Annotated in this window: 17 protein-coding genes; 1 reads left to right on the top strand and 16 read right to left on the bottom strand. The window is 66.4% G+C overall.

Annotated features, from left to right (window positions below):
- Positions 1 to 349 precede the first annotated feature (349 nt).
- Entirely contained in the window at positions 350 to 1,450 is a 1,101-nt protein-coding gene (locus BME24068_RS25640; protein WP_174927812.1) for an AraC family transcriptional regulator, read from the top strand.
- Between the two features lie 100 nt (positions 1,451 to 1,550).
- Here the strand turns inward: BME24068_RS25640 and BME24068_RS25635 are convergent, their stop codons facing one another.
- From BME24068_RS25635 to BME24068_RS25560, 16 genes are all read right to left on the bottom strand, one after another.
- Positions 1,551 to 3,044 (bottom strand): HAMP domain-containing sensor histidine kinase, encoded by a 1,494-nt coding sequence (locus tag BME24068_RS25635; RefSeq protein ID WP_174927811.1) that lies wholly within the window; start codon positions 3,042 to 3,044, stop codon positions 1,551 to 1,553.
- Positions 3,044 to 3,763 (bottom strand): response regulator transcription factor, encoded by a 720-nt coding sequence (locus BME24068_RS25630; protein ID WP_174927789.1) that lies wholly within the window; start codon positions 3,761 to 3,763, stop codon positions 3,044 to 3,046. The genes BME24068_RS25635 and BME24068_RS25630 overlap by 1 nt, the downstream gene beginning before the upstream one ends.
- A gap of 549 nt (positions 3,764 to 4,312) precedes the next feature.
- Complete coding sequence (locus tag BME24068_RS25625) at positions 4,313 to 5,656, bottom strand: LLM class flavin-dependent oxidoreductase (protein WP_174927788.1); 1,344 nt, start codon at positions 5,654 to 5,656, stop codon at positions 4,313 to 4,315.
- Between the two features lie 162 nt (positions 5,657 to 5,818).
- Positions 5,819 to 6,250: an ExbD/TolR family protein gene (locus BME24068_RS25620; protein WP_174927787.1), complete on the bottom strand. Its 432-nt coding sequence runs from the start codon at positions 6,248 to 6,250 to the stop codon at positions 5,819 to 5,821.
- A gap of 12 nt (positions 6,251 to 6,262) precedes the next feature.
- Positions 6,263 to 6,685, bottom strand: coding sequence for an ExbD/TolR family protein (locus BME24068_RS25615; protein WP_096506011.1), 423 nt, complete (start codon positions 6,683 to 6,685; stop codon positions 6,263 to 6,265).
- Between the two features lie 12 nt (positions 6,686 to 6,697).
- Positions 6,698 to 7,636 carry a MotA/TolQ/ExbB proton channel family protein gene (locus tag BME24068_RS25610; RefSeq protein ID WP_174927786.1) on the bottom strand — a complete coding sequence of 313 codons (939 nt, stop codon included), beginning with the start codon at positions 7,634 to 7,636 and terminating at the stop codon, positions 6,698 to 6,700.
- A gap of 65 nt (positions 7,637 to 7,701) precedes the next feature.
- The gene (locus BME24068_RS25605; RefSeq protein WP_096506007.1) at positions 7,702 to 8,397 is read right to left on the bottom strand and encodes an energy transducer TonB; all 696 of its coding nucleotides are present in this window, start codon (positions 8,395 to 8,397) and stop codon (positions 7,702 to 7,704) included.
- Positions 8,398 to 8,600: 203 nt separating this feature from the next.
- Positions 8,601 to 9,650 (bottom strand): LLM class flavin-dependent oxidoreductase, encoded by a 1,050-nt coding sequence (locus BME24068_RS25600; protein ID WP_239008017.1) that lies wholly within the window; start codon positions 9,648 to 9,650, stop codon positions 8,601 to 8,603.
- Between the two features lie 67 nt (positions 9,651 to 9,717).
- Entirely contained in the window at positions 9,718 to 11,529 is a 1,812-nt protein-coding gene (locus tag BME24068_RS35320; protein ID WP_174927810.1) for an amino acid ABC transporter permease/ATP-binding protein, read from the bottom strand.
- A 32-nt stretch (positions 11,530 to 11,561) separates the two neighbouring features.
- The gene (locus BME24068_RS25590; protein WP_174927785.1) at positions 11,562 to 12,884 is read right to left on the bottom strand and encodes an LLM class flavin-dependent oxidoreductase; all 1,323 of its coding nucleotides are present in this window, start codon (positions 12,882 to 12,884) and stop codon (positions 11,562 to 11,564) included.
- 43 nt (positions 12,885 to 12,927) lie between these two features.
- The gene (locus BME24068_RS25585) at positions 12,928 to 13,929 is read right to left on the bottom strand and encodes an LLM class flavin-dependent oxidoreductase (protein WP_096506003.1); all 1,002 of its coding nucleotides are present in this window, start codon (positions 13,927 to 13,929) and stop codon (positions 12,928 to 12,930) included.
- A 136-nt stretch (positions 13,930 to 14,065) separates the two neighbouring features.
- Positions 14,066 to 16,543, bottom strand: a complete 2,478-nt coding sequence (locus BME24068_RS25580) for a TonB-dependent receptor plug domain-containing protein (protein WP_174927784.1) — start codon at positions 16,541 to 16,543, stop codon at positions 14,066 to 14,068.
- 117 nt (positions 16,544 to 16,660) lie between these two features.
- The gene (locus tag BME24068_RS25575) at positions 16,661 to 17,602 is read right to left on the bottom strand and encodes an ABC transporter substrate-binding protein (RefSeq protein ID WP_096505999.1); all 942 of its coding nucleotides are present in this window, start codon (positions 17,600 to 17,602) and stop codon (positions 16,661 to 16,663) included.
- Positions 17,603 to 17,632: 30 nt separating this feature from the next.
- Positions 17,633 to 18,190, bottom strand: coding sequence for a GNAT family N-acetyltransferase (locus BME24068_RS25570; RefSeq protein ID WP_174927783.1), 558 nt, complete (start codon positions 18,188 to 18,190; stop codon positions 17,633 to 17,635).
- 220 nt (positions 18,191 to 18,410) lie between these two features.
- Positions 18,411 to 19,973 carry an MFS transporter gene (locus tag BME24068_RS25565; protein ID WP_174927782.1) on the bottom strand — a complete coding sequence of 521 codons (1,563 nt, stop codon included), beginning with the start codon at positions 19,971 to 19,973 and terminating at the stop codon, positions 18,411 to 18,413.
- A gap of 4 nt (positions 19,974 to 19,977) precedes the next feature.
- Positions 19,978 to 20,517 (bottom strand): GNAT family N-acetyltransferase, encoded by a 540-nt coding sequence (locus BME24068_RS25560; RefSeq protein ID WP_174927781.1) that lies wholly within the window; start codon positions 20,515 to 20,517, stop codon positions 19,978 to 19,980.
- Positions 20,518 to 20,546: the final 29 nt, after the last annotated feature.

Here is a 20,546-nt window from a genome sequence, read left to right as displayed (position 1 = left end):
GCTGCCTGACCGGAGACTATCGCCCGCCAGATACGCTTTGAAAATGATCCCGGCGGCCGAAAAGATGATCGAAACGGACACGCGGGCGGCGACGGGCGCGTCGACGCGTTGGGCGAGCGTTTCGATCGCGACGCTCACGCCGAGCGTCGCGCAGATCAACACGTGGAACCGGCTCGCGGAGCCGTTCGCGTGGCAGGCCGGCGGGTTCCAGGCAGGTCGACCCTGCCTGCTGGCGGGCCCGCACCGGGTGGCGCCGACCGTATATCAGGGTGAACCCTGTGGCGCATGGGAGCGTTCCCGAGCAGAATTGCGAGCCGTCAACGATATCGAATCGGACGCAGAATCCGCCATGCCGCGCAGTACGCCCCTGAATCCGACGGCCGCCGGCGCCGCCCCGCTACCGGACACCCCGCCCGCCCACGCGTCGCGGGAAAAACGCTTCTCGCCGGCCAAGCTGGCCGTGCTCGTCGGCGTCACCCGGGAACTCGGCCTCGACCCGGGCGCCGTGCTCGACGGCACCGGCCTGTCGCCGGCCGCCATCGCCGACCCGTTTACGCTCACGTCGTCGCTGCAGTTCCTGACCGCCGCGCGCAACGCGATCGACCGCTACGACGGTTCCGACCTCGGCGTGCGCGTCGGCCGCCGGCTGCATGCGTCGAGCTACGGCATGTACGGCTACGCGATGCTGTGCTCGGAATCGCTCGCGCACGCGTTCGACTCCGCCGTCAAATATCACCAGCTCGCGAACGGCATGCTCGCGATCCGCTGGGTCGAACAGGGCGACACCGCCTCGTGGCTGTTCCCGGATCTGCACGAAGCCGCGCTGCCCGAGCCGGCCCTGCCGCTCTACCGCTTCCTGATCGACATGCAGTTCGCGCTGCACGTGACGATCATCAAGGACGTGATGGGCGCGTGGTGCGTGCCGGCGCGCGCGCAGTTCGCGCAGCCGCGGCCGGCGCACGCGGCGCAGCTCGCCGATGCGCTCGAATGCCCGATCGCCTACGACCAGCCGCACCACGTGCTCAGCTATCCGGCCGCGTGGCTCGCACGTGCGCCGCAGCTCGCGAACCCGATCACCGCCGCGCAGGTGTCGTCGCACTGCGCGCGCCTGCTCGACGAATTGCGCAGCCAGGCCGGGCTCACGCGGCGCGTGTATCAGGAACTCACGCGCACGCCCGGGCAGTTTCCGGACATCGACGCGATCGCCGACACCCTGTGCATGACGTCGCGCACGCTGCGCCGCAAGCTCGATGCAGAAGGCACGTCGTACAGCGCGTTGCTGACGAGCGTGCGCAAGGCGCTCGCGATCGACTATCTGACGACCACCACGCTCAGCACCGAGGACATCGCGCTGACGCTCGGCTTCAGCGATGCGGTCGGGTTCCGCCACGCGTTCAAGCGCTGGACCGGCACGACCCCGAGCGGCGTGCGGCGCAAGCGCGGCGGGTAAGGGCCTGTTCACGCTAATAACGGGCTTGCGCTGGCCCCACGAAAGAATTTTCCAAAACAGGGGAAGGTGCCCTTAGCACGCGAGTGCGCCACCGCTGATTTCAGCGCGCATCGCCCGCCGCGGGGTGCGCGACCGCCAGCGCAAACTCGAACACCGCGCCGCGTCCGGCGCGATCGACGAGCCGGATGCCGCTGCCGTTGAGCACCAGCATCCGGTGCACGATCAGCAGCCCGAGGCCGCCGCTCGTCGCCGCGCCGCCGCTCATCGGCCGCTGCGGCCGCTGGAACAGCCCTTCGCGCCGCGCGAGCGGAATCCCCTCTCCCGTATCCGACACCGTCACCACCACGCGATCGTCCTGCGGCGCCAGCGAGACTTCGACTTCGCCGTGCTGCGGCGTGTGGCGCAACGCGTTGTCGAGCAGGTTGGTCAGCACGCGCTCGATCATGCCGAGATCGGCCGACACCGGCGGCACGCGCGGCGGGATGCGCGCATGCAGCGCGACGCCGCGCGCCTGCGCGGCCAGCTCGAACTTCTGGAACACGTCCTGCACCAGATCGACGAGCGAGAACGGCTCGCGCTCCGCCTGCACGCCGCCCGACTCGAGCCGCGCGAGCTCGAACAGCGCCTGCGCGAGCCGGCCGACCTTCGCGCTCTGCGCGAGCGCGATCGACAGGTAGCGGCGACGCTCCGGCTCGGCCAGCGTCTCGGCCTTCAGCGACAGCGTTTCCAGATAGCCGTGCAGCGACGTGAGCGGCGTGCGCAGGTCGTGCGAGATGTTCGCGATCAGTTCGCGCCGCTGCTGGTCCTGGCGCGTCAGCGCGCGCCATTGATCGCCGATCCGGTCGGCCATCTGCGCGAATGCCGATTCGAGCACCGCGATGTCGTCGCCGCGCCGGCCCGGCGGCGAGCGCGGCACCGGCGGCTGCGTGTCGGGCGCGCCGTCCGCATCGAAACGGCGCATCGCATCGGTCAGCCGGCGCAGCGGACGCGTGATGAAGCTGAACGCCGTCAGGCCCGCGATGAGGCCCAGCAGCGCGACGAGCGCCATCGACCACAGCGTCGTGCGCAGCACGTTGCCGGCGTCGACGCGCGCGGCCAGCCGGTCGTGCGCCTCGCCGAGCAGCACCACGTAGATATAGCCGGACGGCGGCTGCCCCGCGCGCTGCAACGGCGCGGCGCTGAACACCTTGCGCGCGTCCGGGCTGCGCGGATCGTCGCCGAGGATCGGCAGCGGATCGCCCGCGATGAAACGCTGCACCGGCGCGAGATCGACGCGCTCGCGCTTCACGTGGCCCGGCGGCGCGTCGTCGCCCTCGATGCGCCCCGCGTTGTCGAGCAGGTACACCTCGACGCTCGGGTTCACGCCCATCAACTGGCCGAACAGCGTGCGCACGGCATCCGGGCGCAATCCGTTCGCGTCCATCAGCGGCGTGCTGTTCGCGATGTGCGCGGCGAGATCGCGCGACAGGCCCTGCACGACTTCCTTTTCGCGCATGTCGTTCGCGCGGATCTGCAGCCATGCCGACGCGCCCGAGCAGGCGAGCAGCAGCACCGAGAACACGAGCGACAGCCGCTGGGTGAGCGTGAGTTTCATCATGCGTCCCGCTGGTCCGGCGCGGCGAGCTTGTAACCGCGCCCCCACACCGTGAGGATGCGCACGGGTTCGGCCGGATCGGCCTCGATCTTCGCGCGCAGCCGGTTGATGTGCGTGTTGACCGTGTGCTCGTAGCCTTCGTGCCGGTAGCCCCACACCGCGTTGAGCAGATCCATCCGCGAGAACACCTTGCCGGGATGCCGCGCGAAGAAATACAGCAGGTCGAACTCGCGCGGCGTGAGGTCGATGCGCGTGCCGTCGACGGTCGCTTCCCGCGCGATCGGGTCGATCGACAGCCCCGCGAGGTCGAGCGTGCCCGCGTCGATCCGCGAATCGCGCGCCAGCGCATCGACGCGGCGCAGCAGCGCCTTCACTCGCGCGACGAGTTCGAGCACCGAGAACGGTTTCGCCAGATAGTCGTCGGCGCCGAGTTCGAGGCCGAGGATCCGGTGGACTTCGCTCGACCGCGCGCTCGTGATGATGATCGGCGTGTAGCGCGCCATCGCGCGGGCGCGGCGGCAAATCTCCAGGCCGTCGACGCCCGGCAGCATCAGGTCGAGGATCAGCGCGTCCCAGTTGCCCTGTTCGAGCAGGCGCAGGCCTTGCGTGCCGTCCGCGCTGTGCACGACCTCGTAGCGCTCGTCGCGCAGGTGCAGGCTCAGCACGTCGGCGATATCGGCGTCGTCTTCGACGATCAGGATGCGTTTGGGGTGGTCCATGGCGGTCGGGGGCGGTGCGTCGGTCGGGTCTCGGTGGCGGAAGGGTCGCTCCGGCCGCCCCTTTCGGGCCGGAAGGCCGGCCTGCCGGGGGCGAGTCGCGGCGGCAATGCCGCGCTGTCGCCATTGTGCGGAATTTTGCGGAGGCAAGGGGTCACATTTCGTTTAAGTTTGCATTGCGACTGTGCCACAAGCCAATGCCCGCGGGCCTTTCCGCTCTGCCCCCGAATGAAGAATTTCCGTCGTCCCGCGCAAGCACTAAAAAGTGGACGTGACGATACCTCTTCCGGCGAGCGCTGGAAGTCGGCAAGTTCTCGGCAGCCGCCGAACGACGCGTCGCTTCGATGCCGTCAGTTGCCGCAACGCGTCACCGCCCCGACGATCCGGCAACGGCGCGCCGAACACCGTGACGGTCGACGCAAAGACGGTCGATTTCAGCAGCAGGATCGCTTCGCCAGCGAGCACGGACAGCGCGAGGCGCCGCACGCGCCCCGACGATCCGGCACAGCGCCGGCTCGCGCCATCCCGCCGGCGAGCGCGTCCCCGGCGGGCTTACGCCGCGGCGTAGCGATTCGGCGGATACCCAACGCCGAGATGGTCGCGCAAGGTCGTACCCTGGTACTCGGCACGAAACAGACCGCGTTCCCGAAGGATCGGCACCACCTGTTCGACGAAGTCGGTGAACGCCGCAGGCGTACCGCCGCCGACGATGAAACCGTCCGCCGCGTCGGCCTCGAACCATTCCTGCAAGCCGTCCGCGATACGCTCCGGCGTACCGATGAAACGCGGGCGCGGTGCAGCCGATTCGAGCGCGACCTGGCGCAACGTCAGTCCGCGTTCGCGTGCATTGCGCTTGATCTCGTCCGTCCCGCTGCGAAAACTGTTGCTGCCGAGGTCGCCGATCTCCGGAAACGGCTCGTCGAGCGGATACTGGCCGAAATCGTGATGCTCGAAAAACCGGCCGAGATGGTCGAGCGCGCTGTCGATCGTAATCAACTCGAGGCTCTCCTGGTATTGCCGTTCCGCCTCCTCGGCCGAATTGCCCACGATCACGCCGATCCCCTGGAATATCTTCAGATCGTCCGGATGCCTCCCCTGCCCGATCACCTGGCGCTTGAGATCGGCATAGAATTCGCGCGCTTGCGCCAGCGTATCGTGATGGGTGAACACGGCATCCGCATGCCTGGCGGCAAGTTGCTTGCCCGCCTCGGACGCGCCGGCCTGAAACAGGATGGGCCGGGCCTGCGGCGTACGCCCCACGTTCAGCGGCCCCTCGACCGAGAAATACTTGCCCTTGTGATTGAGCGGATGAAGCTTGGCCGGATCGAAGAACACCCCGCTCGCACGGTCGCGCACGAACGCATCCTCCTCCCATGAATCCCAGAGCCCCTTCGTGACCGCGAGATATTCGTCGGCGATCCGGTAACGTTCGTCATGCTCGGGATGCTCGGTGCGCGAAAAATTCCGGGCGGAACCCTCGAGCGGCGACGTCACGACATTCCAGGCCGCACGCCCCCGGCTCAGGTGATCCAGGCTCGCGAACTGCCGGGCAACCGTGAACGGCTCGCTGTAGGACGTCGACAAGGTCCCCACCAGCCCCACCCGTTCCGTGACGGCCGACAGCGCGGACAGCAGCGTGAGCGGCTCGAAGCGGTTCAGGAAGTGCGGAATCGACTTCGCGTTGATATGCAGACCGTCCGCCACGAATACGAAATCGAACTTGCCTGCCTCGGCCTGGCGGGCCACGTTCTTCGCGAAGTCCGGGTTGATGCTTGCGTCGATCACCGCGTCGGGGTGTCGCCATCCCGCGTAATGCCCGCCGGGCCCGTGAATCGTCGCGCCGAGATGAATCTGCCGGGGACGCGCGTTCTGCCGCACTGCCTGCGTTTCGCTCATGATCGCATTGTCTTTGGTTGTACTGATGTTGACGGGAGGAATGCCGCGCTTTTCGCACCGCCATCATGGGTTCCGCGGTGTAGGGAACCATCGATCGCCCCGCGATTGACGCGCGGCCGTCCGGCCCCGACGGTGAAGCGATCGTCAGGGCCCGCGCACGACTCACTGCATGAACTGCTCGTTGCCGATCAGCCCGATCTTCGTCGCCCCTTCGCGCTGGGCCGAGGCCAGCACTTCGGCCACCGCCCGGTAAGGCGCCGCCTTGTCCGGGCGCAACCGGATCTCGTCCTGGTCGGCCTCGGCCGCCACCTCGCGAAACTTCGCGTCCAGCGCCGCCCCGCCGCGCACGGCCGCACCGTTCCAGTTGACCGAGCCGTCCGCGCCGATGTCGATCTGCACGACCTGAGGCGGATGCGGCGGCGCCGGCGGATTGCCCACCGGCAGATTCATCTTCACCGAATGCATCTGGATCGGGATGGTGATGATCAACATGATCAGCAGCACCAGCATGACGTCGATCAGCGGCGTGGTGTTGATGTCCACCATCACGTCCGGCTCGTCCCTGCCTGCGCCGGAACCTACGTTCATACCCATCGTTCGAACTCCCTAGCCGCCCCGCGCGGGCGGCTCCGTAATGAAGGCAACCTTGCCGATCCCTGCCCGCTCGCATGCCGTCACGAGCTTGCCGATGTACTGATACGGCGTGGCCTGATCGCCGCGCACATGCACGTCCGGCTGCGGCGTCTGCGCGGATACGTCCTTCAGCCGCGCCACGAGCGTCTGCAGATCCACGTGCTCGGTGCCCCAGAAGATGTCGCCCTGCCGGTTCACCGCGAGCTCGATGCTTTTCGGCTGGGTCTGCAGCGGCTGGATCCGCTCCTTCGGCAACTGCACCTGGATCGTATGGGTCACGACCGGAATCGTGATCAGGAAGATGATCAGCAACACCAGCATCACGTCCACGAGCGGCGTCGTGTTGATCGCCGAGATGACCTCGTCGTTGTCGTCACCGCCGACACTGATCGCCATGACAGCCCCCGCTCACGACTGAACCGCCAGCGCCTGCGGCGACTGCGCCGCAGACGTCGCGATGCTGCCGGCCGCACGCCGGCCGCCCGCGAGCAATACCGTATGCAGTTGTGCGCCGAAGTCGCGCACGCGCTCCATCACGGACTTGTTCCGGCGCACGAGGAAGTTGTAGCCGAGCACGGCCGGCACGGCCACCGCAAGGCCGATCGCGGTCATGATCAGCGCCTCGCCCACCGGGCCGGCGACCTTGTCGATCGATGCCTGGCCGGCGATGCCGATGGCCGTCAGCGCGTGATAGATGCCCCACACCGTGCCGAACAGACCGACGAACGGCGCCGTGGACCCCACCGTGCCCAGAAAGGCCAGGCCGTCCTGCAGCCGGTTCGACACGTTGGTGATCGAGCGCTCGATGTTCAGGTCGATCCAGGTATTGCGGTCGACCGAATCGAGCAGCGCCGTGTCGTGATGCTCCCCGGCCTCGATCGCGTTCTCCGCGATGAAACGGAACGGCGACGCATCATCGAGCTGGGCCGCGCCCTCGGCCAGCGTCGGCGCATTCCAGACCTGCTCGTCGGCCGATTTCGCGCGGCTGTTTGCCCGCACCTGCTCGAGGAACTTGGTGATCATGATGTACCAGCTGCCGAGCGACATGACCACGAGCAGCCCGAGGACGAAGCGGGCCACGAAGTCGCCGTTTGCCCACAGGGCACCGAGGCCGTACGGGTTCTCGACGGTTGCCGACGTCGCGGGCTCGGGCGGCGGCACCGCCCGATCGGCGGCACTTGCGGCAGCCGGTGCCGCCGCGGTCAATGCGGTGCCGGATGCCGCCGGGCCCGGCGCCGATGCCGCGCCTTCCTGTGCAAGCACGGCTTGCGGTGCGGCCAGCGTGCCGCCGATGCCGGCGGTGATCATCAGACTTGCCGCGAGTGCGGCGCGAAAGCGCTTTTTCATAAGGACTCCATCCCGTGTTTCGATTCGTAAAGCTGGTCAGATCGAACGGCCTGCCGTGGCCTGCGTCAATTCAGATTGAAGGAAAACGGCACCCGCACCCGCACGGGCTGCCCCTGCGCGATGCAGCGAAAGCGCTTGACCGCATTGAGCGCCGCGCGATTGAGCACCGGATCGGCCGGCTGCGCGAGCCGCAGGTTCGTGACGTGCCCGTCCGGGTCCACCGTAAATTCGACCGTCACATCGCCCGTGATGTCGTTGTCCTGCGCCTCCGGCGGATAGACGATCGACGCGCGGACTTCGTCCGAATTCGGGCAGACGACACCGATCTCCTGGTTCACCGGCCGCGCAACCGGCGCCGGCACCGGCGCGGGGGGCGCCTCGTGCACGGGTGCGCTCGGCGCCGGCGCATCCTGGTGCGTCATGGTCGGCGGCGGCGGCGCCTGCACGTGCACCTCGGGCGGCGGCACGAACGGCGGAGGCGGCGGCGCAACCCGCGGCTTCGACACGACCTTATCGACCGGCTTCGGCGGCGGGGGCGGGGGCGGCGGTTTCACCGGGACGATGATGCGGGTCTCGATCGGTTGCTGGACGATCTGAACGACCCGGGTCGCCAGGCCGTTCACCAGCGCCCATATCAGGACGAGATGCAGGCCGATGGCAATCGCGATGCCGCCGAAGCGACGGACCGGATGGGCCCGCTTTTTGCCGAACTGGCGCGGACGGCCGATTGCCGCGAGTCGGGGTTGAGTGGCGCTAGTCATGTTCAATCCAAAGCCAATAAGGTCGGGTGTCCGGCGCCGCCTTTACCTCGGCGGGCCCGCGCACGGGCGGCCGCGCACGCGATTCGCCGGCGCTCGACCGTCCGCGGGCGTGCCGGCGGGACGGCCACGGTCCGCGTGGCCGCATCCGGTCCATCGCCGGGTTCAGTCGCGCACGCCGTCTCACGCATGCCGTATCGATCCGGTCAGGCCGCGACCGGCTCTCGCCGGTCGGCCGGACGCCAGCCGAGTGCCGGCGCGATATGCGCGACGAAATCCTCGAGAATCTGCCGGTAGTTCTCGAACGGCAGGTCGTAAGGCAATTCGAGGCGCAGTTCCCGCACTTGCCCTACCACGGGATCGGCAAGCAGCCGCTCCACGATCTCGTCCGAGGTGCCGACGAGATCCGGGGCGAAGAGCGTGCGCCGTTCGCCCTGCGGCGCCAGCGTGCGGGCATGGCGCGCATCGGCAAACGCCCGATAGCGTTCACGCTCCCGCGCATTCGCACTGTCGGTCGGCACGATCACACGGCCCAGCGCGATACGCGGTGCAGCGGTTTCGCTCCAGTGACGGCGGTACAGCTCGAGTTGCCGGAGCTGGGCATCGACATAGCTGTCGGTTCCCTCGCCCGTGGTCAGATTGCCGATCAGCAAGTTGAAGCCGTTTCTGGCGGCCCATTCGATCGAGCGCCTGGAACCCCCGCCATACCAGAGCCGGTCCGTCAAACCCGGCGCATACGGGCTCACCCGCGGCCGCACCCGGCCGGCGGCCGATTCCACGAACGTGTCGTCGTCGCCGAGCCAGTCGCCGGCGAGATTGCGGCGCAGGCGCGCCACGCGCGCATGCGAGAAGTCGACCAGGTCGGGATCGGTATCGAACAGCCGCTCGCCCAGCAGCGCGCCGTGATTCGGTGCGCCCGCGCTGAGCCCGACGTTGAGCCGCCCGTTCGACAGCACGTCCACGGTCGCCAGATCCTCGGCCAGCCGGAAAGGATTCTCGTAGCCCATCTGGATCACCGCCGCGCCGAGTCCGATCCGGGTCGTCCGCTGGCTCGCCGCCGCGAGAAACGTGGCGGCCGAGGACACGGCGCGCTCGAGATGACGCTGCCGTACCCACGCACTGTCGTAACCGAGCGTCTCGCCGACGCGAAACAGTTCCAGCGTCCGCTCGAATCCCGACGCTGCCGCCTCGTCGGGATAATTCCCCGGCGTGAGAAATGCAATGTGATCAATTCGTCCGTTGCTCACCTTTTCCATCCTTCGTCATTTGCCACGGTGCCCATGCCATGTCGTGCCGGCCGCGAGCCGGGGAAACGGCACATGGCTACGACAGCACCCTGGACAGGAATTCGCGCGTACGCGGATGCGAAGGAGCCGTCAGCACCGCCGACGGCGGCCCCGACTCCACGACGCGCCCGCCATCCATGAAAACGATCGTGTCGGCCACTTCCCGCGCAAAACCGATCTCGTGCGTGACGACGATCAGCGTGGTTCCGGAACGGGCGAGCTGCCGAATCACGTCGAGCACTTCGTTGACGAGCTCCGGGTCGAGCGCGGAAGTCGGCTCGTCGAACAGCAACACCTTGGGCTTGAGCGCGAGTGCGCGTGCGATCGCCACGCGCTGCTGCTGCCCGCCGGACAGCTGGCGCGGCCAGGCATCGGCCTTGCCGGCCAGGCCCACGCGGGCGAGCAGCGTACGTGCTTCCGCTTCTGCGCGGGCGCGCGGCAGCCCTGCCGCCACCGGCGCCTCGACGAGGTTCTCGAGCACGGTCAAATGCGGGAACAGGTTGAAGCTCTGGAACACCATGCCGACCTCGGCGCGGCGGCGCAGGATGTCCTGTTCCTTGAGTTCGTAGAGCGTGCGCCCGTCACGGCGATAGCCGACCAGTTCGCCATCGATGTCGATGAAGCCCGCGTCCACGCGCTCGAGGTGATTGATGGTGCGCAACAGCGTCGATTTGCCGGAACCCGACTGTCCGAGAATGACCGTCACGCTCCCGGACGGGATGGTCAGCGAAACGTCGTCGAGTACCTTCTGCGCCCCGAAGCGCTTCGATATGCGATGAATGCCGACGGCCGCCCCGACGCGCTGCTTCGCCCACCCGCTCGTCTCGGTGTCCGGCGTCGCGACATCGTCGGGCCGCTTGCCCGCCGCCGAGGCCCGGGAAAGCAGCGCCTCGACCGAACGACGGCCTTTGCGCAGCAGCACGGCCGTGCGCGATACGGCCACCTGGTCGCGCGTCGCACCGCGAGCATAGTGGCGCTCGATATGCACCTGGATTGCCGACAACCCGGTCAGAATGACCAGATACCAGACGGTCGCGACCATCAGCATCGGAATCACTTCCAGGTTGCGGTGGTAGATGATCTGGACCGTGTAGAAGAGATCCGGCATCGCGAGGATATAGACGACCGCCGTCCCCTTCGCCAGGCCGATCACATCGTTGAACGCGGCCGGCAGGATCGCGCGCATCGCCTGAGGCAGCATGATGCGCCAGGTCTGCCGCGCGCGCGGCAGACCGAGCGCCGCCGCGGCCTCGCGTTGCCCCTGGTCGACCGACAGGATGCCGCCGCGGATCGCTTCCGCCGCGAACGCGGCCTGGGTCAGCGTAAGCCCCAGGATCGCCGCCATGAAGGGGGTAATCAGATCCGTGGTCGGGCCATGCAGCAATACGATATTCGTGAACGGAATCGCGAGCCTGACCGTGTCGTACAGATAGCCGAGATTGTTCAGCAACAGCAGCAGGACGATGGTCGGAATCGAACGGAACAGCCAGATGTATGCCCACGCGCACGAGGACAACAGCGGCGAACGCGAAAGTCGCGCCAGCGCGAGCGGAATGGCCAGCGCGAAGCCGAGCACCGCACCGAGCGCCGTCAACAGCAGCGTCTGCCCGAGCCCCGCGAGCACGGCCTCGGAGAAGAACCACTGCGCAAAGACGTTCCAGCCCCAGTGCGGGTTGTCGAGCACCGAATAGAGCACGGTGGCGATCAGCACGATCGCCGCGACGGTTCCGGCCGTCCGTGCCGGATTCCTGGCGGGAACGACCCGGTATTGCGCGTAGTCGGGTGCCGCCGATGACACACCTTCGGCCACGAAGGGCGCATGACCGGCGATCCTGGAAATATCGTTCATCACGCTGCCTTTGCGCATGTCATGTCGATCGGTCACGCCGTCTCTGCGGTCGCGTGGCGGCTCGCGCGGCGCGGCAAACCGAGATGGTCCCGCAGCGTGGCGCCCGGTAACGCGCGGTGGTAGCGGCCCCGCGCCTCGAGTGCGGGAATCACGTAGCGGACGAAATCCTCGAGTCCTTCCGTCTGCACCTGGAAGCCGAGGATGAAGCCGTCGGCCGCGCCCGCGTCGAACCAGCGGATCAGCTCGTCCGCGACCTGCTCGCCGGTGCCGATGAACCCGGGCTTCGGCGTCGCCACGTCGAGCGCCACTTCCCGGAGCGTCGAGCCGTTTCGACGGGCCTCGTCCTTGATGCGATCGGTGGTGGAACGGAAACTGTTCCTGCCAAGCTCGCCCAGCTCCGGAAACGGCGCGTCGAGCGGATACTGCGAAAAGTCGTGATGCTCGAAGAAGCGGCCGAGATAGGCCAGCGCCTCGTCGATCGTGAGCAGATCGCGAATCGCCCGGTACTTCGCCTCGGCTTCCTCGCGCGTCGCACCGACGATCGGTCCGATGCCGGGAAAAATCTTCACGTCGGCGCGCGCGCGGCCATGCGCCACCGCGCTCTCGCGCACGCGCTCGGCAAACGCGCGCGTCTCGTCCAGCGACGGCGCGTGGGTGAACACGGCATCGGCATACTTGCCGGCCAGCGCGATACCGTCATCCGACGATCCCGCCTGGAAAATCACCGGCTGCCCCTGTGGCGAACGCTGGATGTTGAGCGGCCCGGCCACCTCGAAGAAACGGCCCTTGTGGTTCAGCGTGTGCAGCTTGTCGCGGTCGAAGAAGCGGCCGCTCGCGCGGTCGCGCACGAAGGCATCGTCGTCCCAGCTGTCCCACAGGCCCTGCACCGCCTCCAGATATTCATCGGCGATCTCGTAACGCCGCGCATGATCCGGATGTTCGCCGCCGTAGTTCCTTGCCGATCCCTCGAGCGGCGAAGTGACGACGTTCCACCCGGCGCGCCCGCCGCTGATCAGGTCGAGCGACGCGAACTGGCGGGCCACCGTGAACGGATGGCTGTACGACGTCGACAACGTGCCGGCCAGGCCGATCTTCGATGTCGCCGACGCAAGCGCGGACAGGATCGAGATCGGCTCGAAGCGGTTCAGGAAATGCGGGATCGACTTCTCGTTGATGTAAAGGCCATCCGCGACGAACACGAATGCCACGCCGTTGGCTTCGGCCTTCTGCGCGATGCCGGTGATGAAATCGATGTTGACGCTCGCGTCTGCGGGACCGGCAGGATGTTTCCACGCATTCATGTGGCCGCCGGCGCCATGCAGCATCAGGCCGAAAGTGAGGTTGCGTTGGGTCATGTTCGAATCCGCGGGCTGAAGAGGAAAAAAGAACCCGGCGCCATCAGACGCCGACCGGCTGCTCGACACCTGCCAGCGCCTCGATCGACGCGAGGCGCCTGGCGTAGTCCGCCACCGGGTTGTCGATGACGAACTCGTCGATTCCGAAGCGCTCATGCAGCGCGTCCAGCTCCCGGCGCACCGCTTCCGGCGTACCCGCCACGACCTGCGGATGCAGCTCGTCGATCCGATAGTCGGTCACGCCGATCTGGCGCGCGAATTCGGCCGCCGCCTCCGGGCTCTGCAGATTGACGCTCTGCCCGTTCCCGAATCGCAGCTTGAAGATTCTCAGTGCCCCCACCTGGCGTTTCGCGTCCTCCGACGATTGCGCGGCGACCGCGAACAGTGCGAGCAGCGGCACGCGGCCCGTCGCGCTGCGGTAGACGTCGAGCGACCTTTCGATATTGCCGATGTCGCCGTTGAAGTGGCCCGCGTAGCAGAACTGCCAGTCGTGCCGGGCAGCCAGTTCGGCGCTTTCCGGACTGCCGCCCAGCAGAATGCGCTGAGGCGATTCCGGCGGTGCGGGCAACGCCACCGCACCGGCCAGCGGGTGATCCGGTGCGACGCCGTCGCCGAGAAACGCATCGAGTTCGGCGAGTTGCCCGGCGAAGTCGGGCTTCTTCGCCTTGTCGTGAAACCATTGCAATGCCCTGGTCGTGAGCGGCAGCCCGCCGGGCGCCTTGCCGACGCCCAGGTCGACGCGTCCCGGCGCGAGCGAAGCCAGCGTCCGGAACGATTCGGCGACTTTGTAAGGGCTGTAATGCTGAAGCATCACGCCACCCGAACCCACGCGAATCCGGGACGTATGCGCAAGCACATGCGACACGACGATCTCCGGTGCCGAGCTCGCAAGGCCTGGCGCGCCATGGTGTTCCGCAATCCAGTAGCGCTTGTAGCCGAGCGCTTCGGCACGCTTCGCAAGCGCGATCGTGAAGCGCAACGCATCGTGCGCGGTCGCCCCTTCTGCAATCGGGCTTTTATCGAGAATCGAAAGGGAATAAGACATGCAGCTCAACCTTGTAGGACGGACAACCCGCTGAGGCGGGTGCCGATACAGCGGAAAACGCCGGGCAGATCATTCATTATGGATAACGGATCATCTGCCCGTTACGGTCATTTCTGCTATGAATATGGCCGATCGATCAGAACAGATAGCGCGCCCGCAGATAATAGAAGCCGCCATTGACGCCGATCGTGCTGCCGCCGCTGTACTGGATGCCCTCCAGTTGCGCCTCATACGGCAACTTGCTCGGGCGGACGTCGAACAGGTTCTGTGCGCCGGCCGCGATCTGGAACTTCTTGGTCACGTCGTAGCGCACTTCGACGTCGGTGACATACCGCGCGGCCTCCTCGAAATGAACGAACTGCGAGGTCGAGAACGCGTTCGGTCCGATGATGTAGGTCGCTTCTCCGGACGTCTTCCCGTAACGCGTCTCGTGGAGCGTGACTGCCCACTTGTCGAGCCGCCACGTCCCGCCGACGATGATCTTGTTCTTCGGCGTCGTGGTGGACAGCGACGCGATCTGCTGCGCGTTCAGCGACGGCTTGCCGTTCGATCCGTTCGCCACGTGCGTGACCGAGGTCGTGTTCAGGTTCACCCCGAAGTCCCAGTCGACCTGGCCGTACCGGCCGAAACCGGTGTGGTAGGTCCCCGCCAGATCGATCCCTCGCGTTCGCGTATTGGCGCCGTTGGTGAAATAGCTCGCACTGACCGCCGACGCGGGCACCGATCCCGGAACCGTCAGCCCGGCCCCTTCGAGCGCGGCGATGGCCGCCGCGCCCGACGCGGTTCCGCCGAGGACGATCCGGTTGCGGATATTGATCTGGTACGCATCGATCGTCAGTTGCAGGTTGCGCACCGGATTGAGCACCACGCCGAAGTTGTAGCTGGTCGACGCTTCGGGCTTCAGCGCCTGCGCACCGATCAGTCGCGCCCCGGACGACGTCGTGGCCAGAATGCCGCCCACGGACGCCGGCGACGTGGTCACACTCGTATAGGACTCCTGAGCCAGCGACGGCGCGCGAAAGCCGGAGCTGACGCTGCCGCGAACCGCTATGGCCGGCGAGAACTGGTAGCGGGTGGAAATCTTGCCGTTGGTGGTGTCGCCGACGTCGTTGTAGTGCTCGTACCGGCCCGCCAGATCCACCTGCCATTTCGGCGTCAGGTAGGTCGACAGATCGATGTACGTGCCGATCACGTTGCGCGAGATGTCGCTCGCGCTGACGGGCGCCAGGCCCGGCAACGCGGCGGAGCCGCCGTAGATCCACGACGCCTCCTCGCCATTGCGGATCGTATAGGTTTCGCGCCGTTGCTCGACGCCCACCGCGACGTTCAGCGGCGCGGGCAGCAGCGGGACATTGAACGCCCGCGACAGGTCCAGGTTGTTCGTCAGCTGGGTATTGCTGACGGTCGACAGATGAAAGGCGGACGGCGTATACCCCGACGCTGCGTACAGCCCGGTGTTGGCGGAATTGCGCATCCCGAACACGCTGTAGTCCCCGCCGTAGGTCGTGCTCAGATCCCATGCCCAGCCGAACAGGTTCTTTCCCTTGATCCCGGCCGTCACCGAGTAATCGTTCTCGTTGATCGTTTCGACCGGCACGAACCCGTTCGGGTAGACCTGGGGCAACACGAAAGGCGGACGATAGTTCTGGTACGCATCGCCGTTCCGGTGGGCATAGGTGCCGAACCCGTAGAGTTCGACATCGTCGCCAAGGTAGTACCCGGCATTGAAGCCCACCGTTTCGCGCGAACTGGCCGGGTCGCCCAGGATAGGGTTGTAGTAGCCCTGCCCCTGCGGAAAGCGCCCGAAATAATCGTCAGGCCCGGTGCGGATGGTATGGTTCTGCCGGTCGAATCCGGCACTCAGGTCGAGGAAGCCCTTGTCGGCGATATTCAGGCCGATCGTGGCCGACTCGCTCGTCTTGAAACCGTCGCCGGAATACGTCTGCCCGTTGGTCGTGGCAAGCTCGCCGCCGTGCGCATTGCGCTTCAGGATGATGTTGATCACGCCCGCGATCGCATCCGAGCCGTACTGCGCGGATGCACCGTCGCGCAGGACTTCGATATGGTCGATCAGGCCGACCGGAATGGTATCGATATCCACGCCGGTCGAGCCCTGGTTCAGGCCCGGGTCGAGCGTGATGTTGGCCGTCGTATGGCGCCGCTTGCCATTCACCAGCACGAGCACGTGGTCGGGCGTGAGGCCATGAAGCGACAACGTGTCGGTCAATACGCCCGCGTCGCCGGAGTAGGAAGTCCTCGTGATCGACGGCGAAAGCTTCACCAAGGCGTCGCGCAGGTTGGTTTGCCCCGTCGCACGCAATTGATCGCCGCCGATCACGTCGATCGGCGTCAGGCTCTTGCTCGCACGCGTTTCCGTGCGCGAACCCGTGATCACCACCCGGTCCTGAACCTGTACCTTGCCGTCCTGTGCGGCCGAACCCGACGATGCCGGTGCGGCCGCATTACCGGCGGGCGCCGCGACCGAAGCCGCGCCGTCCCCCGCCCCCGCTTCCTGTGCCCAGGCCGCTCCGTGAAAAACGCCTGCCGCGACCGCCACCGATATCACCGTCCTGCGCGTCTTCGGCGAAACCCCTTCGCCCCGTGTGTGCCGCATGATTTCTCCGCCCTTTGCCGATTGAAGGCACGCTACCCGCTGCCTTTTAGTAGTAGTCCGTATTGTTTGACAAGCTGTTTCCGGGTGGCGGCCGCGTGTCGGCCGCTCGACACCCGATCAGAGATCGGGCAGCCCCGGAGGATTCGTCGACGCCTTCGTGATCGCCTCGCTGTCGAGATTCCAGCGGCCCAGCACCTGAAGATACTTGCCGTTCCGGATCAGGTCGTTGATCGCATAGGTAATGGGCGCGGCCAGCCCGCCGCCCTTGCGCGTGGTGACGGCAACCTCGGCAGTGCGAGGCCACCCGCCGCTGACCGTGCCGACCTGCCTGATCTTCACACCCTGACTCGCCTGGTAAACCAGCGCGGCATTGACGCTGAAAATCGCGTCGGCGCGGCCCGATACGAGCGCCAGCGTCCGCACCGACGGGTCCTCGTAATACAGCACGTGAATCGGCTTCAGCCCATGTGCGACGTTTTCCTTGTCCCAGGCCAGCAGTATCTTTTCCTGATTGGTTCCGGAATCGCCGATGACGCGCAGCCCGGCGATATCCCGGGGCTCGCGAATCTGCTTGATGGCGCTGTTCTGCGCGACGTAGAAACCCAGCACGTCACGGCGATAGGTCGAGAAGTCGAACTTCTGCTTGCGCGCCTCGGTCACGGTCACGTTCGACAACACCGCGTCCACTTTGCCGGACGCCACGGCGAGCGGCCAGTCCGCCCATGCGAGCGGCACGAGCTTGAGCTTCAGGCCGAGTTCGTCCGCAACCAGTTGGGCGAGATCCGGATCGGCGCCGACGATCGTTTTCGCATCCGTCGCGTAGGCACTAATCGGCGGAAATGCCACGGCGATTCCGACGGTCAACACGCCCTTTTCGGCGAAGCCGAAGTTCTCCGGGATCAATTTGATCGCCGCCGCGTCCGGCGTGACGCGCGGGCGATCATGCTGATCGGGACTCAGGTTGAACGACGTCGCCGACTGCGCGGCGCCGGCAATGCCCATGACCACAACGGCAAACGCACCGGACAATGCCAGGCCGATTCCGCGACGACGATTCATTTTTTCGTATCCCGTGAAAGTGTTCATGCGTCATGCGCCGAACGGCCGGCCTAACGGCCCGTCCGGCTTCAGATCCTGTAGATGATCGATACGGCCCGGCTCGAGCAGATCCTTTCCAAAAGGCAGCCGCCAATGCACTTCCGGTGCGATCGCCGGATCGTATAGCGGTTCATAGCCGGCGCCGAGATAGAGCGCCGCCGCCTCCGGTTGACGAAATCCGGTCGTGAGATAAACCCGCCGGTATCCCTGCGTCAACGCACGGAATTCGAGCTCGGCCACCACGCGACGCGCGACGCCTTGCCGACGAACGCCGGAATGCGCCCAGATGCGCTTGAGTTCGGCCGTCGTTTCGTCGTAGCGTTGAAATGCCCCGCCGCCCACGACTTCGTCACCTCGTCGAATCAGGACGAAAGCGCCGTCGGGTGGCGCAAACAGCGCCGCCGGATACGTAAGGAGTTCGTCACGCACGACTTCCGCGGACACCGGGCGGAAGTCCTGGTAGCGCGTGGAATATTCGACCGACAACTCGTCGAACATGGGTAGCGCGAGCGGGTCGAGCGGGGATGTGTCGATTACTTCGTCAGTCACGGATACGCCAGATGCTTCGAGTCATCTGCCTCTGATTTGCCAGGATCGGTTGATTCGTTCGACACGTCGATTGCTGCGTATCGCGTCGCACCATATTGCGCGTTAACCATTCACGCGCAAACCAAGCATTTTCGAAATCGTTATGCACACGGATACACATAATCAGGATGACGTATCGTCAAGCCGAGACCGCACGGCAAAACACGACCCGCCATGCAAGTCACGCCGTCGGACGCCGACAATGCTTGCTCATCCAGTCGGCACATGCCGCCGCAAACGCGCCGGCCACCAACAGCAGGATCGGCGTCAACACTTCGACGAACGCACTCCGGTATGCCGTCAACCCGGCCGAAGACGATGCCTGCACCAGGAATACGCCGGTTCCCCACGACATGCCGATCGAGCAAGCGAGCCGCTGCGACAACTGCAGAAACCCCGCGGCCAGCCCGCGCCCTCCGTCCGGGCCGATCTCCGCGAGCGTCATGGCCTGGTTCGGTGCATGGATCAGGCCGCCGGCGAACCCCTGCAGCAAGACGATCGCGGGATACGCGAACACGATCCAGCGAACCTCGAAGTATTCGGTCGCCAGACCCTGCGCGGCGACCGCGAGCGCATAGCACGCGATGGCGCACACCGTCCCGGCGCGGCCGAAGCGCCCGACGAATCGCCAGCTCCACATGCTCGATGCGATCGACGCCAGCGCGGCGGGAATCGACAGCGCGGCAAAAAGCAGCGGATCGAGATGCAGGCCGTCGAGAAAGAACAATGCACTGACCATCCCGAGCGTCACGCCCGCCGCAAACTGGCACATGGCAACGAACGTGCCGAAGACATATCCGCTCGAACCGACAAGGGCGCGGGACAGAATCGGCGTTCCGCCGCGACGCTGATATGCCTTCTCCCAGGCAAGAAACATCAGCAGCCCGGCAATCGAAACCGCGAGACAGACGCGTCGCGGCGGCAGTCCGGCGCTTCCGACCAACGTGGCGAGCATGAGCGCGAGCGTGACCACCGAGAGCAGGATCAAGCCGACCAGATCGATCGAAAACCGGGCATCCGACAACCGGCGGCGCGGCAGATGCCGAAGCGCCAGATAGAACACGACCATGCCGAACGGAGCATTGACGAGGAACAGCAGCCGCCAGCCGAGATCCGGCGAAACCGATGCAAGAATCAGCCCGCCGAGAATCGGGCCGACGAGCCCCGACAAACCGCCAGCCGACGCGTATCGCCCCAGCGCCCTGGCTTGCGCCGCGCCGTTGAACAGATCCTGGATCAAGCCGAATATCTGCGTATTGATCATCCCCGCGCCGAGCCCTTGCAGCACGCGCGCGACGATCACCGTGCGCGCATCATCCGCCAGTCCGCCCAGCACGCTGAAACCTGAAAACATCGCAAGCCCGGCCAGAAACAGCAGGCGGCGCCCGATCACGTCGCCAAGCCGGCCTGCCGGGACGAGCGCGATGCCGAACGCAATGGAATAGACCGACGTGATCAGCTGTATTTCGGCGGTCGACGCATGCAGTTCGCTCCTGAGCGTCGGCACCGCCAGCGTGAAAATCGCCTGATCGAGGAGCGTGGTGAAGCCCATCGCGACGCAGATGCCCAGCACGATGTCCGCACTGGCACTGGCACTGGCACTGGTGCTCGCGCTCGCGTCACTCGAACGGCCGTGGGCATCGCGCCGGCGCACCCGCCCTCCGTCCAGGCCCGAAGGCCGGCCCAGGACGACCGGTTTCTCGAGATCATCGTGCACGGGCGCGTGCGGCTCGTCGCGAATCATCGATTCAATCCGGGCTGCCGGCGCGCCGAACCGGCAACAGATATTTCTCGAACAGGACGCCGGGCGGCGCGTCCTCGCCGAAATCGTGCGACGACAGCAGCGTATAGCCGGAGGACCGGTAAAGGCCCACCGCTTCGGGTTGCCGCGGCCCGGTTCCCAGATGGACGCGCGTATAGCCTTGCCGGGCAGCCTGCGCCTCGAGCTCGACCAGCACGCGCCGCGCGAGCCCCTGACGGCGATGCGCGCGACTGACCCAGATACGCTTGAACTCCGCCGTGGCCGGGGTGTGATGACGCATGAAGGCGCCGCCGGCGATGGCCCGCCCTTCCCTCAGCAGCAGCAGGAACGCGCCTTGAGGCGGCGCAAACGCTTCGACCGGATAGCGCACCAGTTCCCTGCCGAGTTCCTCTTCGGGAATATAGGCCGCGTAGCGGCTGCTGTACTCGTGCGCCAGCTCGTCGAAGAGCGGCCGGGTGAGCGGGTCCGTGGCGGACACGTAGACAAAATGATCACGCTGATCCAGCGAAGATCCGGCTTCGGACATCGACTGCCTCCTCACGAACCGTCGCCCGG

It is taken from the genome of Burkholderia anthina (assembly GCF_902498995.1).
GTDB lineage: Bacteria > Pseudomonadota > Gammaproteobacteria > Burkholderiales > Burkholderiaceae > Burkholderia > Burkholderia anthina.
This window is presented reverse-complemented; position numbering and strand designations above follow the sequence as displayed.